9 protein-coding genes are annotated in these 17,618 nt (G+C 34.5%); all 9 read right to left on the reverse strand.

The features are described 5' to 3' along the window. Positions 1 to 117: 117 nt before the first annotated feature. The gene (locus J3495_RS02280) at positions 118 to 2,211 is read right to left on the reverse strand and encodes an alpha-L-fucosidase (protein ID WP_210664940.1); all 2,094 of its coding nucleotides are present in this window, start codon (positions 2,209 to 2,211) and stop codon (positions 118 to 120) included. A gap of 180 nt (positions 2,212 to 2,391) precedes the next feature. Further along, complete coding sequence (locus J3495_RS02285) at positions 2,392 to 3,561, reverse strand: PAS domain-containing sensor histidine kinase (RefSeq protein ID WP_210664941.1); 1,170 nt, start codon at positions 3,559 to 3,561, stop codon at positions 2,392 to 2,394. Positions 3,562 to 3,613: 52 nt separating this feature from the next. Continuing rightward, positions 3,614 to 4,270 (reverse strand): response regulator, encoded by a 657-nt coding sequence (locus J3495_RS02290; RefSeq protein ID WP_210664942.1) that lies wholly within the window; start codon positions 4,268 to 4,270, stop codon positions 3,614 to 3,616. Between the two features lie 86 nt (positions 4,271 to 4,356). Next, the gene (locus J3495_RS02295; protein ID WP_210664943.1) at positions 4,357 to 6,108 is read right to left on the reverse strand and encodes a sensor histidine kinase; all 1,752 of its coding nucleotides are present in this window, start codon (positions 6,106 to 6,108) and stop codon (positions 4,357 to 4,359) included. Between the two features lie 191 nt (positions 6,109 to 6,299). Continuing rightward, the gene (locus tag J3495_RS02300) at positions 6,300 to 8,234 is read right to left on the reverse strand and encodes an OmpA family protein (RefSeq protein WP_210664944.1); all 1,935 of its coding nucleotides are present in this window, start codon (positions 8,232 to 8,234) and stop codon (positions 6,300 to 6,302) included. A gap of 12 nt (positions 8,235 to 8,246) precedes the next feature. Further along, a complete protein-coding gene (locus J3495_RS02305; protein WP_210664945.1) occupies positions 8,247 to 9,164 on the reverse strand; it encodes a PorP/SprF family type IX secretion system membrane protein in 918 nt (305 codons plus the stop codon). A gap of 137 nt (positions 9,165 to 9,301) precedes the next feature. Continuing rightward, positions 9,302 to 10,546 (reverse strand): gliding motility-associated C-terminal domain-containing protein, encoded by a 1,245-nt coding sequence (locus J3495_RS02310; protein WP_210664946.1) that lies wholly within the window; start codon positions 10,544 to 10,546, stop codon positions 9,302 to 9,304. A 108-nt stretch (positions 10,547 to 10,654) separates the two neighbouring features. Next, a complete protein-coding gene (locus J3495_RS02315) occupies positions 10,655 to 13,060 on the reverse strand; it encodes a hypothetical protein (protein ID WP_210664947.1) in 2,406 nt (801 codons plus the stop codon). Between the two features lie 82 nt (positions 13,061 to 13,142). Then, the gene (locus J3495_RS02320) at positions 13,143 to 17,546 is read right to left on the reverse strand and encodes a hypothetical protein (protein ID WP_210664948.1); all 4,404 of its coding nucleotides are present in this window, start codon (positions 17,544 to 17,546) and stop codon (positions 13,143 to 13,145) included. Positions 17,547 to 17,618 lie beyond the last annotated feature (72 nt).

Below are 17,618 nucleotides of genomic sequence, written 5' to 3' on the forward strand. Positions count from 1 at the left end.
TATAAAATTAAGAATTAGCCTATCGATTAAATCAAAAATTCGACCAATAACCTGTCAACTTCGGCAAAAGACATTTTTTTAGACTTGTATTTTATTCAATCCCTAAAACAGAAATAATTACTCCACAATACTAAGCTCTCCAATAGTTACAGTCTTACATCTGTCAAGACCTGATTTAGCTACAAAACGTAAATATCTTGTTCTTACCGGATCGAATGTTTTGATTTGCTCTATTGGGTTATTCTTTATATTTGAATACTCGCCTTCTGATTGTTTAGTCCAAATTTTTCCGTCTATACTACTATAAAATTCATAGTTCGAAATTAAATTAAGAGGATTGCCTACTTGTTGCGGAGTGTAAGTAAACCCTTTTATGGTGATCTCGTTTCCTAAATCAATAATTACTTCTTGTGCATGTTGATTGACATCTTCTTCAAAACCCCAGGTTGTGCCAGGATTACCATCAATAATTTTATTCACTGTTTTTAAGTCACCACTGGAAGCTGAAACAATTTTCCAATTTTCTTTAGAAACACCATACTTAACAATTCGAATAGCACTACTTATTTTCTCTTTATTATGTAATGAAATAGCCTTTATTTCGACTGCTTTATCATACTTAAAAGAACCACTGTATTTAAAGCTTTTTGCAGTAGGTTTTGTCCCATCAAGAGTATAATAAATCGTGTTTTCTGCTTCGGAATCCATAGAAACCATTCCATTTTTATCTCTTTGTACAGCTGGCATTCGCACAAAAGTAGGCGCATTAAAGGCCTGAATATTAGAAATCACAATACTTGATTTAGAATCGGTAATATTAATCCTAAGCGCAGAAGCTGTCACTCTTTTTGTTCTCAATATTCTTTTGTAACCAATAGTTGTTTCATTGGCAATAGTTTGCCATTCTCCATCTACTTTTGCTTCAACTGTAAATACTTTAACCCGCTGTCCTAATTTTATATATTCTTGCAATAAAATCCGATTGAAAGCTGTTGGTTTTTTAAATGTAAATAATATAGAAGCTTTTTTTACATTATCATCCGTTGCCCAATACGTTTCTTTATTTCCGTCAATTGTATTTTTAGCAGCATATTCTGTACTATTACCTCTCCAATTACTGGCACTAACTTTACTTTTTGCAAGTACTTCTGTCTTGAAATCCTTTTTAATAATGGCTGCATATTCTTTTAATCTTTGAATATCATTTTCATGAATCAATCCTCTTTTATCAGGAGGAATATTCAATAAAAAAGTAGAATTACGACCTATAGAATGATAATAAAAATCTACCATTTCGTCTAGTGTGTGCACTTTATCATCTTCTACAGCATGATAAAACCAACCTGGTCGTATCGAAACATTGGTTTCTCCAGGAACCCATTTTTCGCCATCTTCATGACCAGACATGTATTCTGTATAATGCACTTTTCCAGCTAAGTCATCTTTTTGACGTAAGAGACTCCAATTGGTTTCATGGGCATAACCTTCCTCGTTGCCTATCCATCTGGCCTCCGAAGGTCCAATACCCCAAACCAATGTTTTGGGTGCTATTTTATATATTAACTCATAAGTTTCATCCCAATTGTAATATTCTAAAGTATTTATTTTTCTAATTTCATTAGCACCTCCATAGTAACCATCGCCACCATTTGCTCCGTCAAACCACATTTCAAAAACATCTCCATAATTGGTTAGTAATTCTTTTAATTGATTTCTAAAATAAGTAATATAGGCAGGTTTACCATAATCAGGATTATTTCTATCCCAAGGTGAAAGATACAACCCTAATTTAAGTCCATATTCTTTACATGCAGCAGCCAATTCTTTAACCAAATCACCTTTGCCATTTTTCCAAGGAGAATTTTTCACAGAGCGTTCTGTGTACGCCGAAGGCCACAAGCAAAATCCATCATGATGCTTTGCGACCAATATAATTCCTTTCATTCCAGCTTCTTTAGCAGTACGAGCCCATTGACGTACATCCAAATCACTTGGATCGAACAATTGTGGAGATTCATCACCATACCCCCATTCTTTATTTGTAAACGTATTTAATGAAAAATGAATAAATGCATAGAATTGCATTTCGTGCCAGTCCAATTGTTTTTGCGTTGGTAAAGGGCCAAACGGCTCAGGAGGTGTAACCCGTTTCTGACCATAAATTGGAGTTAGTAAAATAAAAAAACTTAGTAATAGAAAAATATTTTTCATCGCAGTTTTGATTAACATTTTGTTATTAAAGTAGTAACAACACAATATTAAGCAAAAAGACTTCTCTGATAAATACTATTTCGACCAACAACCTTTTTAAAAGAGTTTTGGTAAAATTTAGATGTTAAAAAAAATCCACAAGAAAAATATGATTTAAAAAAAAGAGGAAATCAAGGTAACTCAACCATTAAAAATAATTTTAAAAGTGGTTCCTTTTCCTAATTGACTCTCAACAGTCACTCGCCCATTCATGGACTCAATCTGATTTTTCGTTATGTAAAGCCCTATACCATTGGCATTTTCGTGCTTGTGAAATGTTTTGTACATTCCAAACAACAGATGTCCGTACTTTTCCAGATCAATCCCTAAACCATTGTCTTTTATGGTAAACACTTTCTGTTCGTTTTCTACAAAAAAATTAAATTCAATTATTAAAGACTTTTCAGGATTGGCATATTTAATTGCATTCGTACATAAATTTTGCAAAACACTTTCAAGATAGGCGGGATTAAAATTAATCGTAGCATCTTTAGGCACATTATTTACAATGGTAGCATTATTTTTATAACTGTAAGCACTAACAATATTAAGCACTCTACTTAAATAATCGTTCAAATTGAGAGGTTTTACAACAATATCCTTACTGTTCTGTATATTGACTATTTGAGATAAATCTTCAATTGTTTTATTTAAATCATTAGAAACAATTCGAAGATACTTCATCGTCTCCCGTTTTTGAGCAAAATTATCCTCCAAATCAAACATATCCAAAAGAAGCTTAAAATTGCCCGCATGCGAATTTAAATTATGTGATACAATATGTGAAAAATTCAGTAATCTGTTATTGTTTTGGCTGGATAACTCCGTTCTATTTATCACCTTTGATTCTTCTTTTCCCTTTTGGGATGAATCATCTATAGGAATGTCTGTACGCTGTATTTTAGAATCTGTTATATCTGTAATTCGTCCGTAAAAAGTAATACTTTGATCACTATTTATCTCACTTGTTGAGGAAATTTTAAACCAACATAACCCTTTGATGGGTAATTCTACCCTAAAAATAGTGTCCCATCTTTTTCCTTCTTTGACCGAGTCAAATAAAGATTGTTTCACAAGTTTCTTATCTTCCTGATGAATTTGATTATAAATATAAAATACTTTATTTATAAAAATCTCATCTTCTGATATTTCAAACATTTCATACACCGAATCATTTACAAATGGCAGATCGTAATCATTACTTGGCGATACCGTTAATACAAAAAATGCATCTTGGATGTTGTCAAACAATTTTACTTTCAATTGATTAACAGTGTTTTCTATTTTCGTTTTATAAAAATTGAATTCCATAATTGTACTTTTTATAAATTAATAAATTTCTACATATTCTCTTGATTAGTTATTATATTTTTTCTTCAAAATACAACTGAAAAAGGTTAATTAAATCAGGTAAATTATCTATTCCAAGTTTTTCAAAAATTCTGTTTTTATAGCTATTAACTGTAATAATATCTTTTTTTGACTTTAATAATTCCAGAATTTCTAAGTTTCCATATCCTTTGATTAACAATCTTGCGACTTCAATTTCTTGATTTGATAAAATATCCAACGGATTTACTATTGTTTTTGAAATAAAAGAATCTAAGATTCTCTCTTTTATATTTTGACTAATATATTGCCCTGATGAAATCATAGTATTAATTGCAAATTTCATTTCATCTTCTGAACTTCCTTTATTCAAATAGCCTGATGCCCCATTATTCAGGTAGCGCATAGCATAAATATTTTCATCACAGGCAGAAAATACAAGTATTTTAATATCTGGTTGGATTGCTTTTATTTCTGCCAGAATATTCAAACTATTGCCATCCGGAAAATGAACATCCAGAACCAATAAATCAACGTAAACTTCACTTAATATTTTAAAAATATCTTTGAAAGATCCTGCTTTAAAAACCTCAGCATTTAAAAATAAATCCTTAAATATCAAAGAAATACCTTGACGCACTACGCTGTGATCATCGGCAATTAAAAAATTATATTGATCTGATGATTTCATTTGTAATTAAATTATTGCAACTCTGTTCACTAACTCATCAACTATTCTAGAAATGTTTACTCGAAACAATCATAGGTCTTTAAAATTTATACCAGATTTAATATTAAATTAAAAGTAACCTTGGTACCTTTGCGTTCTTTACTTTCTACATGTATTTCTCCTCCAAATAATTCGACTATTTCCTTACACAGGTTCAAGCCTAAACCTACACCTAAATCATTGACTTTTGTCGAGACTGTTCCTTGATAATATAGCTCAAATATGTTTTTTAAGTCATTTTCGGCAATACCAATTCCTTGATCTTGAACTTCTATTTTTAAGTTCAGTTTAGTACCCGAAATATAGTCCAGATCAATAGTAATTATTATCAATCCATTTTCTGAAAACTTATTTGCGTTACCAATTATGTTATAAAAAAGCTGATGAATTTTTATAGCATCTGACAGTACTTCATAATCAAAATCTAAGTTGGAATTTACCTTTATTTTATTTCCTTTGGTTTCGACCAACGAAGCCATAGAAGAAATAATCTGCTTGATTTCTGTTTGTAAATAAAACTTCTTGTCATTTAATTTTGGTTTATGATTTTCATCTTTAGAATACTCTAAAATCTGATTCGCTAAAAGTTGCAGTGAATTAGTGGTAAACTGGATAGATTTGAAAGTTTCTTTTATTTCAATATCTTTTATCGAGGAACTTATCATTTTACTATAAATAGAAATAATACTCAAGGGAGACCTAATTTCATGGCTTATCATACCCATAATTCTATTCTTAAAATTCAGGCTTTGTAGTATCTTATTCTGCGCATTTGTTAATCTTTTTTCATATCCAAAAGCCATTCGTGTAAAACTGAAAAGTATAATTGATATTACAAACATTAATACTAAAAGCAGGATTATAGAATAATTTCTAACTGTGATATTTGATTTGTATCTGTCCTCCAGCTGTTTTTGAGTGTTCTGTTGAAGCGCACTCAAAGAATTACTGTAATTAGGTATTATTTGTCCTTGCAAGTCAAGGAGTTTGCTATTAAGTTGGGTCAATTTTGAGTCTTGATTTGTCAAACTCGAAAAAGACTTTTTTAAGCTATTAAATTCATTTTCATAATATTTATTGGTAGCATTAAAAACATTTTCTACCTGATCTTCAATACTTCCTGAAACTACTTTATCATTATATTTCATAGTGACAATGATATTAAGATGCTCTTTTTGTACATCAATTTTACCAGCTAATGCATCTCCAAGTCTTAAGAACAATCCTTTGCGTGATACACTGTCAACTTTTATATAAAAATCTGTTTTAATACTGTCTAAAATCTTTTTATATTCAAATTTATTGAGCTTAAATGAGTCTGATGAATATTTTTTATCGGGATTAATTTGTATTGCTATAATAGAATCAATATCAGATTTTAAAGATAAAATATCAGATTCTGACTTGCTCTTTTCCATCAAAATCCTTTTAAATTCCTGATTTTTTTCGGTAAATAAACTCAAACTATCCACTAGACGATTTATCTCGTTAAGAGAACCCGTATAGTTTTGAAAAGAAACCTCATCTTTATAATTTATATAATCATTAAAATACTTTTGAGAATTAATGAAGGACCTATTTACTTTATTGGTTACAAGTGAAATTTTATTTAAGGTGTTGATAGAGTCAAAAGCTTTCGCAATCTGGACTTCATTTGAAGTTTCGTTATACCAGAGGATAATGACAACAACTTGCAAAAAAACAACACATGCCAGCAAAGTATAATGAATTACTTTCCTGTGTCTAAATTTTAGTTTTATAAAACTAAACGTATTACCTATAAAATGCTTTCTGATCAAAATTTATATTTTAATTCAATTTTTGAATTTATATTTATTTTTATTTATGAGTTGAAGGCAAAAGTACTTCTCTAAAGCAAAACGTTTTGTAGTACGTTTGACAATCCCATGTAGAACTTGTTCTACAATTTATTTTGTTATTAACGCTACTTCTGGGCAGAATTAACAAAAATCATGACGCATATTTATCTTTACAAAACAGATATAATAAATTCGCTCCTTCTGTTCATCTGATGTTCTTCCTCGGTACATTTTACATTATCAGAGCACTTATTTACAAGTTGATTTTCTCCATAACCTTTGGCTATTAATCTGTTGGAAGCAATCCCGTTTTTTACGAGCCATTCCTTTGTTAGTCTAGCTCGTTTGTCTGATAAATTCTGGTTGTATTGAGCCGTTTGGCGGCTATCTGTATGTGAACGAATATCTAATTGCATTTTTGGATATTGATTCAAGACATCTAATATTTTTTCAAGATCTAAAGCGGCTACTGTGCTTATAGTAGATTTATCGACCTCAAAATAAATCATTTTTATACCAAAACATTTACCAAGATCATCACCAACCGTTACCACGCAATCTGCCTTTTCCATGAAAATGGGTAAATTCGTTTTTCCGTTTTGTTTCGAGATACTAACACTTTGTTCCTTGGTTGTATATTCCTCCTTTTCAACTCTTAGGACATACGTCATATTACATTCGACAGTAAAAGTATAATTGCCGTTTTGATCAGAATAAGTACTACTTACCGTCTTAAAATCAGCATCATACAAAGTCAGTTTTGTGTTTGGTAAAGCCTCGCCGGTTGCAACATCTTTTAGCACTCCGCTTAATTCTTGGGAACAATCTAAACTTCTTGTTTCCAAAAATTGGTAAATATCATCAGAGCCTAGTCCGCCATCTTTATTTGATGAAAAAAAGCCTCTTCGGGATTTAGAATCGATGATGTAGGCAAAATCATCTTTAGGAGAATTTACATCGGCTCCAATATTCTGAATATTACTTATGCCTTTGTCGTCAATTTTGCCAAGAAATAAGTCCAATCCTCCAAGTCCAGGATGCCCGTCTGAAGCGAAATAGATTTCATTTTGATCGGTTACATAAGGAAAAGTCTCTTTTCCTTCGGTATTGATTCCATGTCCAAGATTTACAGGAGTACCAAAATTACCGCTGTTGTCTATACTCACTTTATAAATATCTGATTGACCAATAGTTCCCGGCATATCAGATGCAAAATACAATGTTTTTTCATCGGGACTTAATGCGGGATGCGCCGTACTGTAGTTGTCGCTACTAAACGGAACTTCTGTTACATTGACCCATTTATTATTTTCAAGTGTAGCTCTGTATATTTTTACTAAAGTGTGTTTGTTTTCATCTTTTCCTTTTCTTCCATGAATGTAATTATTTCGAGTAAAATAAACCGTTTTGCCATCTTTTGTAAAAGTGGGAGTCGACTCATGAAATTTTGTATTAATTTTTGATTTTACCTTTTTCGGTGTATTCAGATTAAAATCAGTATCAATATCCGATTGATATAAATTTGTAAAATATTCGCCAGTCCATTTGTGTTTTCGCTGCGTAAAATTTCCAGTATCTCTTGCAGAGGTAAAAACTATTTTATCTAGATAAAAAGCAGTTCCGTAATCCGAATATGGGGTATTTATTTTTGAATTTTGGATGATATAACGACCAGAATTGGCTTTGATCTCCTCAAGATAATTTCTATCTTCCTGATACAATTTTGATCGAGTATCATTTCCGGATTTTTGATTGAATAAATCAATCATTTGAGTCGATTTTTCTATATTTCCAATCGATTTTAAAGATTGAGCGTAACGATAATAATATTCTGGTTCTGCTTCACTATTCATTGCAAATAATTCCCCGTACCATTTTGCTGCCTTATCAAACTGAGAGTTGAAATAAAAAGAATTACCTAGCTTTTTAAACATACTTTCAGATTTATATCCTTTCTCCGCTATTCGTTCATAAGTTTTAATTGCATCTACATAAGCATAGTTATAGTAATTCTTATCAGACGAAGCTATTTTGCTTTGTTGTGCATACGTATTAAATGAAAAAGCACTAATTATTGTGACGTAAAGGAGTATATATTTTTTCATAATAAATATTTTTTAGAAAAAACGTGGAGTTGTCATTTTATTATTATTTTTAAATAATTCATAACGCAGGAAAATTTCATGTGATCCTGAATTATAGTTATTTAACTGAGTCGTTTCACGATCATAACCATAACCGATATACATTGCATCGTTGATTTGAAACCCTGCCATGGCGCTCAATGACGCATTCCATCTATAAGCAGCTCCAACTACAAACTTGTCCATAAACATGAAATTGGCAGAAATATCTGCTTGAAAAGGTGCGCCTTCTACCATTTTTGCGAGTACAGCTGGTTTGAATTTGATAGAACCATAATCGTCCAGATTAAAAACTAGACCTCCCATAAGATAATAATTGATTTTATCCCTGTAGATTGCTACATCATTATCATTATAACGATTAGTTTCAATAAAATTCGGCACTGATAAACCAATATAGGCCTTACTAGAATGCCAATAAACCCCTGCCCCTATGTTTGGAGAAAATTTGCTATCAAAGTCCTGAAACTGAATATCGCCCTGATTTTCAGGATTTAATTTATTAATGTCGAGATTAAATAAGTTCCCGGTTCCTTTTATACCAAAGGATAGTTTAAAATCAGCAGAAGTTTGTACTGTATAGGAAAGATCTATAGAAAAATTATTCTCATTGGTTGGACCAATTTTATCATTGACTAATGAAATTCCTACTCCCAAATTACTATTGTTTATTGGAGTATTTATAGAAAAACTAGTTGTTTCTGGTGCTCCGTCAAGCCCAACCCATTGCGTACAATATAAACCAAAAATACTTAAAGCTCCGCGTGAACCCGCATAGGCTGGATTAATATTTATAGTGTTGTACATATATTGTGTAAATTGAGCATCTTGCTGAGCGTGACTTACAATAGCTGTGAAGATCAAAACGAAAGAAAATAATTTTGTTCTCATAATAGATATTTATTATTTTATTGAAGCTAGTTGAGTCAAATAATAAGAAAAGCCAATCTAAAAACAGCACTTTATTGTTTTAGCATAATTCAAAGCTGTTATTAAATTTACTATTTTTTTTACTCCACTATTTTAATCTATTGTTTGTTAATATATAGATACCCTGATTTTTCAATCATTCTGCTTCCTGTATTGTATTTCAAAATATAAAAGTAAGTTCCTGCAGGAAGTCCTTCCCCTCTATCGATAGTTGTTCGCCCATCAGAATATCCTCTAAACATTACATCGCTTTCATTATATGAATTTGCCGCAAATACCCTTATTCCCCAACGATTGTATATTTCAACTCTATTATCTGGGTATTTATCAATTCCTTTAATATAAAAACGATCATTGACGCCGTCTGCGTTAAGAGACAGCGCATTATAGATAATTAAATCACTTTCTACGACAGGTACCTTTTTAACAAGTGCTATTGTAAAAAGACCATATCCGGAAACTTGTGCCGTAATTAATTTAGAATAACTTTCTCCAACGGAAGCATCACTGACTATTCCTTTTTCATTGATCCATTTTGATTGTATGTCATCCCAACGCACAATAGCCAGTTCTGTTTCCGCAGTTTCTGAAAAAAATAAAGATGGTGTTGTATTTGTATCTAAAGTGATACTTAAAACAATCTTTTCGCTCCCCTGCTCTTGTATTACACTCCAGTATTCAACCTCATCAGTAGACAAAATTGTATCCTCCTTGTTGGTATAAGGATGAAGACTACCTGTATTTTCATGAAAATATTGAGTTGTGTAGGCGTTACTACTATTGGTGCCTGTTCCATTATAAGAAGGTCTAAAGAATACATTATCTCCAACAGGAAATTCAAATATTTCACTTCCTATTTTTTCTACTTTACCGTCTACAAAGCTCAAATCACTAACATTAGAGTGAAAAGCATTTTCATTAAAAATCATTTTACCGTTAAAACTGGCAGCATCAACAATCCCAGTGTTAAACTCTGCCTGATTACCAATTGCGATTGTTGTAGCTAAATGAATGGGAATTAATGAGGTTTTATTATCAAAAACAATATTCTGGAAATGCGAAATTTGTGTTCCCTCTATTAACTGTTGCTGCAAACCAATAAAAAAGGTTTTACCGTTACTCGAATTACTATAAGTTGTTAATCCGTCGTTTTTAAAATTTGCATAAACAATGCAATTCCCATCATTTAAAAAATCTCCAGTTGCTGTATTATTAAAATCAAATAATGTTACAAACTGTGTATTAGGTGCAATAGATAAATCTCCAATATTGACTGTTTGCGCAGCAACTTCACCCATCAGAAAAAGTAATAATACAACTATTTTTATATAAATTTTGTCCATGTTTTTTAATTAAAATAAATCTATAAGACATTAATAAAAATCATCTAGTTTATTAAAACACCTCGATTATGAAGCTCATAAAAGAGGTGCTTTTTTATTTAACTATTTTTAAGGAATAACATAAGCAGAGTTTATGTTTGCTTGTACATATTTAATTGCCCATGCCATGGTATTAGCATACATAATACTATTGTATACCGTAATCCCGGAATCATACGCTTTTGTTAAGGGTAATCCTGTCGAACTCATTTTTGCTGGATAAATAGTCGTTGCGGCATTTGTTGCATCACCTGCTGTCCATCCCGAATCACCCACATAGATATATCCTAAAGTAGTATGTTTAAAAGAAAATATTCTCGTTGCATTACCATTTTGAGTAGATAAACTAGTCACATTTGCAGGTAAACCAGTTGCGTAATAAGAGATATTTACATCTGAACCTAAATTGAATCCTTTTATATCTCCAAATGGCCCTTCCAAAATTGAATCAGAAATATTCAAAATTGGATTTGTATAAGTAGTTCCCGTTGAAGCGATAGCGACTGTTGTAGAACCACAAATAGTATTAACTAAATTCACAACATTTGCGGCATCATTTTCTTGAGAATGAATAAGAACCCCTTTCTTGTTTTTAACAAAATTATTCAGAACCGTAATAGTAGCTGCATCTGGAGTATAATTATAACCGATCACAACAATATCAATATTGTTGGTGTTAATTAAATTTCGTAATGCAGTGCCATAACTATATGCTCCATCAAATATCGTGATACCTTGTACAGGAAAAGTACCTGTAGCACTAAAGTTTGCTGTTGAGGCCAATATTGCTCGAGAAGAATTTGCTGCACCTGAGGATCCTGGCTGATAAACACCGCCTCCAAGCCCCAATATCCTCATAGTACGAAAAATAAAAGTGATGCTTTTATTACAAGCTGTAGCTCCATTGGTACTATTTGCTGAAACTGCATAAGAAAAAATCCCTCCAGATACTGGCGTACCAGTTGCCGTCATGACTACATTTTGAGCACCTGTTGCCGTAAATGTTCCTGTTGCTGCGAAACTAACTCCATTTACTGAATTTGTTGTAATGGTATAAGCTCCAACATAAGTTACATTAACAGGAACAGTCATCGTATTTGTTGCAGTCATTGCTATTCCCGGAGCATAGCTGCCACTCGTCGTAATTCCTGCACAATTTGTTGTATAGGTTACAGGTTGTGGAGCGATAGTTACATTGAGAGAACACGTTGCTGATGCACCCGGAGCTCCAGAAACTGTTAGAATCGTTGTTCCGGCAGATGAGGGCATTCCTGTACCAGTTAACGTTACGTTTTGGAGCCCTAAAGTTGATAAATTGACTAATCCAGAAGTAAATGAGATTCCATTTGCTGTAGTAGTTGTAATAGTAGTTTGACCCGTTGCGGTCACATTAATCGGGAGCGTTATAGTATTTGAAGCAGACAGTGCAACATCTTGCATATATACTCCATTTTGAGTTGCTGTAGCACAATCAATTGTGTAAGCTACTGTAGAAACAGTTACAGGAATACCTGTGCAAGAACCCGTTGCTGTTGTGCTGGCATTAGAAGAAAGATTAAAACTATTTGTACCAGATGCGACTGGTGTGCCAGTCCCTAATAATTCGACACTTTGATTAGGTGTTGTATTATTAAATGTTCCTGTCCCACTAAAGGAATATCCATTTACGGTGTTAGTAGTCATACTCCAAAAACCAATAGTTGTGGGATTTACAGTTAATGTAATTTTATTTGAAGATGTCAAAGGAATTCCTATAAAATAGTCTCCTAATGGACTTATACTTCCACAATTTATTACAAAATCAACACTCGCTTTTTCTACAAAAATATTTGGCACACAAGAACTATCCACTCCGTTTAGCGAAATATTTACAGGATCTCCTGGATCTCCAATAGTATAGCCATTATTAGGTGTACCTGTACCGGGTAAATTCAAAATATAAGAACCTGCACTTGGAAAAGTACCATTCGTATTAAAATAATATCCATTTGTTGTGGTCGCAGAAACCGAATAAACTCCTGGCTGTGTGACTGTGACCGGAATGGATAAATAATTTGATAAATTCAAAGAAACACCTTGTTTAAAATTTCCAGATGCTGCTACTTGGGTACATTGTGTTAGAGAAATATCAAAAATCGCCGGAGGTAATGTCCCGCAAATACTTAACCATATATTTTGTATTTGACTCCAATAATCAAAGCATCCAGTAGTCAAATTATACAGTAATAATCCATCTGTCAAATTAGCTGGCGGAATAGCATCTCTTTGAGCCGTTGTTAATCTCGAAGTTAACATTCCTTTATTGTTACTCTCTAATTCAAATATGGCTCCCGCCTTCGCTTTTTCAGCCCCTGTACTTACTGTTCCGTCTTTTATTTTAGTATTATTTACTTGCGCAAAAATCGAAGAGAAACTGAATAAACTAAATACTATTAGAAATAGTTTTTTTTGTATTTTATGTATTTTTATTTTCATAATCGTGCTATTTAAATCTAGAATAATATGAATTGTTCCTAAGAATTTCAAGTTGTGAATACTCAAAATCCAGTAATTGTTTTTACTTCTTTTGTTCTACTATTAATTTTTCTAGTTTCTCAAGACGCTGATTCAGTGAGTTAGAAGCTTCTTTTAATTCTTTAATTTCTTTATTTTTTTCTTCAATTTTTTTACTTTGAATTTCGTTTATTTTGTTCTGCTCGATAATATGCAGATAAAGTTCTTCTGTCTTTTCTAATAATTGAACTGATAATTCGGATATATTAAATGAATAGCCTTCTTTTGTCTTAACTAATTCTTTGATAGACGTTATTCCAGGAAGATGATTGTTCTCTTTAATAAATTTCTCCGTTTCTGATAAAGGTTTGAATTTGTAATCCTTCTTAATATTTGAAAATCCATTAAAATAATCCTCAAATACATAATCTGCATAGTAACTGTTTACGGTAGTTATTGCGCCGTTAACTCTTAGTTTTTCATTAATAGCAGCAGATGGAGATGTATAACCAATTCCTACCCATCCATTTGTATAAATATCCTCTGTATTTAAAGTAGCGCCAATATTAGTTGTTGTACTAAACCAAGGTTCTTTTACAAGAACACCAAGATTCAGTTGATGTAATTGTGTGTCTTCGTCAGTATAATCTAATGTTCCAGCTGTTGTATTGACTTCCAATTTGGTTAATGTCTCAGCATCTCCAATTAAATCAATCATTTTAAATTCTGATGAAATGCCCTTTTCATCTTTATAAATTAATGACTGATTGGCACCATCATAGACTAATGAGGTCAAGGTTTCTACTCCTTTGACTAAAATTTCTAAATCTATAGGATTAGGTGTATTTGTTTCATCAGTGTAAGTCAGAGTATGTAAATCAAATACTTGTCCAAGCGGATCAGTACTTTGCGTTACAACGTCTCTCAGAGACGTAACAGTCTCTTTAATATCAACGGGAACTCCTCCTGCTTCATTGGTATAATTCGCAATAGTATTTCCTGCTGTCACAACTGGTACTATTGTCGTCAGCGTTTCATTGGCCTTGATAACAGCATTATCAATAAATCCACCTCCATCGGTTCCCACGCCGATAAGGTTGCCAGCAGAGGTGCTCACTACTTGCGAGGTTACTGCTGTGCCTGCTTCATTGGTATACGTGATCGCTCCTGTGCTAGTGTTTTGTGCCTGAGTTGTTAGTGTTTCATTGGCTTTAATAACTGCATTATCAATAAAACCACCTCCATCGGTTCCAACACCAATAAGGTTGCCAGCAGACGCACTCACAACTTGCGAAGTCACTGCCGTGCCTGCTTCATTGGTATAGGTGATGGCTCCTGTGCTAGTGTTTTGTGCCTGAGTTGTTAGTGTTTCATTGGCTTTGATAACTGCATTATCAATGAAACCTCCTCCATCGGTTCCCACGCCGATAAGGTTGCCAGCAGACGTACTCACTACTTGCGAAGTCACTGCCGTTACTTCTTCATTGGTGTACGTGATCGCTCCTGTGCTCGTGTTTTGTGCCTGAGTCGTTAGTGTTTCATTGGCTTTGATAACTGCATTATCAATAAATCCACCTCCATCGGTTCCAACACCAATAAGGTTGCCAGCAGAAGCACTCACGACTTGTGAAGTTACTCCCGTGCCTGCTTCATTGGTATACGTGATCGCTCCTGTGCTCGTATTTTGAACTTGGGTCGTTAGTGTTTCATTGGCTTTGATAACTGCATTATCAATAAAACCTCCTCCATCGGTTCCCACTCCGATAAGGTTGCCAGCAGAGGCGCTCACTACTTGCGAAGTCACTGTCGTTCCTGCTTCATTGGTATAGGTGATGGCTCCTGTGCTAGTGTTTTGTGCCTGAGTTGTTAGTGTTTCATTGGCTTTGATAACTGCATTATCAATAAATCCACCTCCATCGGTACCCACGCCGATAAGGTTGCCAGCAGACGTACTCACTACTTGCGAAGTCACTGCCGTTCCTGCTTCATTGGTGTACGTGATCGCTCCTGTGATAGTGTTTTGTGCCTGAGTCGTTAGTGTTTCATTGGCTTTGATAACTGCATTATCAATAAATCCACCTCCATCGGTTCCAACGCCGATAAGGTTGCCAGCAGACGCACTCACAACTTGCGAAGTCACTGCCGTTCCTGCTTCATTGGTATACGTGATCGCTCCTGTGCTAGTGTTTTGTGCCTGAGTTGTTAGTGTTTCATTAGCTTTGATAACTGCATTATCAATGAAACCTCCTCCATCGGTTCCAACTCCGATAAGGTTGCCAGCAGAGGTACTTACTACTTGTGAAGTTACTGCTGTGCCTGCTTCATTGGTGTACGTAATCGCTCCAGTGATAGTGTTTTGAGCTTGGGTCGTTAATGTTTCATTGGCTTTGATAACTGCATTATCAATAAATCCACCTCCATCGGTTCCCACGCCGATAAGGTTACCAGCAGAGGCGCTCACTACTTGCGAGGTTACTGCCGTGCCTGCTTCATTGGTATAGGTAATGGCTCCTGTACTCGTATTTTGAGCTTGGGTCGTTAGTGTTTCATTGGCTTTGATAACTGCATTATCGATAAATCCTCCTCCATCGGTTCCAACACCAATAAGGTTACCAGCAGTTGCACTCACAACTTGCGAAGTCACTGCCGTGCCTGCTTCATTGGTATAGGTGATCGCTCCAGTGCTCGTATTTTGAGCTTGGGTCGTTAATGTTTCATTGGCTTTAATAACTGCATTATCAATAAATCCTCCTCCATCGGTTCCAACTCCGATAAGGTTGCCAGCAGAGGTACTTACTACTTGTGAAGTTACTGCTGTGCCTGCTTCATTGGTGTACGTAATCGCTCCAGTGATAGTGTTTTGAGCTTGGGTCGTTAATGTTTCATTGGCTTTGATAACTGCATTATCAATAAATCCACCTCCATCGGTTCCCACGCCGATAAGGTTACCAGCAGAGGCGCTCACTACTTGCGAGGTTACTGCCGTGCCTGCTTCATTGGTATAGGTAATGGCTCCTGTACTCGTATTTTGAGCTTGGGTCGTTAGTGTTTCATTGGCTTTGATAACTGCATTATCAATGAAACCTCCTCCATCGGTTCCCACGCCGATAAGGTTGCCAGCAGACGTACTCACTACTTGCGAAGTCACTGCCGTGCCTGCTTCATTGGTATAGGTGATCGCTCCAGTGCTCGTATTTTGAGCTTGGGTCGTTAATGTTTCATTGGCTTTAATAACTGCATTATCAATAAAACCTCCTCCATCGGTTCCAACTCCGATAAGGTTGCCAGCAGACGCACTCACAACTTGCGAAGTCACTGCCGTGCCTGCTTCATTGGTATACGTGATCGCTCCAGTACTCGTGTTTTGTGCCTGAGTTGTTAGTGTTTCATTGGCTTTAATAACTGCATTATCGATAAATCCTCCTCCATCGGTACCCACGCCGATAAGGTTACCAGCAGAGGCGCTCACTACTTGCGAGGTTACTGCCGTTCCTGCTTCATTGGTATACGTGATCGCTCCTGTGCTAGTGTTTTGTGCCTGAGTTGTTAGTGTTTCATTGGCTTTGATAACTGCATTATCAATGAAACCTCCTCCATCGGTTCCCACGCCGATAAGGTTGCCAGCAGACGTACTCACTACTTGCGAAGTCACTGCCGTTCCTGCTTCATTGGTGTACGTGATCGCTCCTGTGCTCGTGTTTTGTGCCTGAGTCGTTAGTGTTTCATTGGCTTTGATAACTGCATTATCAATAAATCCACCTCCATCGGTTCCAACACCAATAAGGTTACCAGCAGAGGCGCTCACTACTTGCGAGGTTACTGCCGTGCCTGCTTCATTGGTATAGGTAATGGCTCCTGTACTCGTATTTTGAGCTTGGGTCGTTAGTGTTTCATTGGCTTTGATAACTGCATTATCGATAAATCCTCCTCCATCGGTTCCAACACCAATAAGGTTACCAGCAGAGGCGCTCACTACTTGCGAGGTTACTGCCGTGCCTGCTTCATTGGTATAGGTAATGGCTCCTGTACTCGTATTTTGAGCTTGGGTCGTTAGTGTTTCATTGGCTTTGATAATTGTTCTAATATCAACAATTTGTGTAGTCCCCGATCCGTCTACATAAGTAAATTCTTGAGTAGAGGGATTATAAATAACTGTATTAGGAATCGAAGCAATTTCACTTGAAACAACAATTCTGTTCCATTTATTATTGTACCAATAGTAATAACCTGGTGTTATATCTGAAATAATCTCTGTATTAAAAACTAATAAGCTATTTATATTACCGTTTAGAATTGTTGTTACATCTGTTGAACCAGTTAACTTTATTCTCGGAATTAATACACCTTTATCATTAGAAACAACTTCTAATTGAGAAGAAGTATTTGGCATAGAAGTTCCGATACCAACCTGAGAATAAGCTGCAAAACTACCTGAAAATAAAATTAAAAAAAGTAATTTATTCTTCATAAGATTGAATTATTAGAGTTATAACAATTTATTATAATGAAAATCTAAAAATGAAATAAAAAAAATCGAATG

It is taken from the genome of Flavobacterium geliluteum, assembly GCF_017948595.1.
GTDB lineage: Bacteria > Bacteroidota > Bacteroidia > Flavobacteriales > Flavobacteriaceae > Flavobacterium > Flavobacterium flavipigmentatum.

Excerpts from the sequence above, each read along its gene's own strand:
- J3495_RS02280 (WP_210664940.1), bottom strand. The coding sequence starts at position 2,211 with ATGAAAAATATTTTTCTATTACTAAGTTTTTTTATTTTACTAACTCCA.
- J3495_RS02285 (WP_210664941.1), bottom strand. The coding sequence starts at position 3,561 with ATGGAATTCAATTTTTATAAAACGAAAATAGAAAACACTGTTAATCAA.
- J3495_RS02290 (WP_210664942.1), bottom strand. The coding sequence starts at position 4,270 with ATGAAATCATCAGATCAATATAATTTTTTAATTGCCGATGATCACAGC.
- J3495_RS02300 (WP_210664944.1), bottom strand. The coding sequence starts at position 8,234 with ATGAAAAAATATATACTCCTTTACGTCACAATAATTAGTGCTTTTTCA.
- J3495_RS02305 (WP_210664945.1), bottom strand. The coding sequence starts at position 9,164 with ATGAGAACAAAATTATTTTCTTTCGTTTTGATCTTCACAGCTATTGTA.
- J3495_RS02310 (WP_210664946.1), bottom strand. The coding sequence starts at position 10,546 with ATGGACAAAATTTATATAAAAATAGTTGTATTATTACTTTTTCTGATG.
- J3495_RS02315 (WP_210664947.1), bottom strand. The coding sequence starts at position 13,060 with ATGAAAATAAAAATACATAAAATACAAAAAAAACTATTTCTAATAGTA.
- J3495_RS02320 (WP_210664948.1), bottom strand. The coding sequence starts at position 17,546 with ATGAAGAATAAATTACTTTTTTTAATTTTATTTTCAGGTAGTTTTGCA.